Origin of the sequence: Paraburkholderia sp. SIMBA_053 (assembly GCF_046534895.1) — a bacterium.
Taxonomy (GTDB): Bacteria; Pseudomonadota; Gammaproteobacteria; order Burkholderiales; family Burkholderiaceae; genus Paraburkholderia; species Paraburkholderia caledonica.
Map to the genome: position 1 here is coordinate 1 of NZ_JAWRXU010001173.1, position 254 is coordinate 254.

Annotated in this window: 1 pseudogene; it reads left to right on the forward strand. The window is 62.2% G+C overall.

Annotation, left to right across the window (positions count from 1 at the left end):
* Nucleotides 1-254, forward strand: a pseudogene (locus SB753_RS39345) (type VI secretion system tip protein VgrG); the annotation flags it as partial.

The window sequence follows — 254 nt, forward strand, 5'->3', positions numbered from 1 at the left end:
GACGCGCCGAAAGGTATGGTGATTACCGAGGTCACGCACAGCGGCGCGCGCGATACCTCCTATTCGAACAGCTTCAGGGCGATCCCTGCCGACCGGCGTTTCCGGCTCCCGCTCGAACCCGACAAATGGGCCCGCATTTCTGGCACGCTCAGCGCCCGTATCTGCAGCCCGGACAAATACACCTACGGCTATCTGAATGCCGCCGGCTATTACACCGTCCGTCTGGATGCGGATTTCGGCAACTGGCCCAAGGG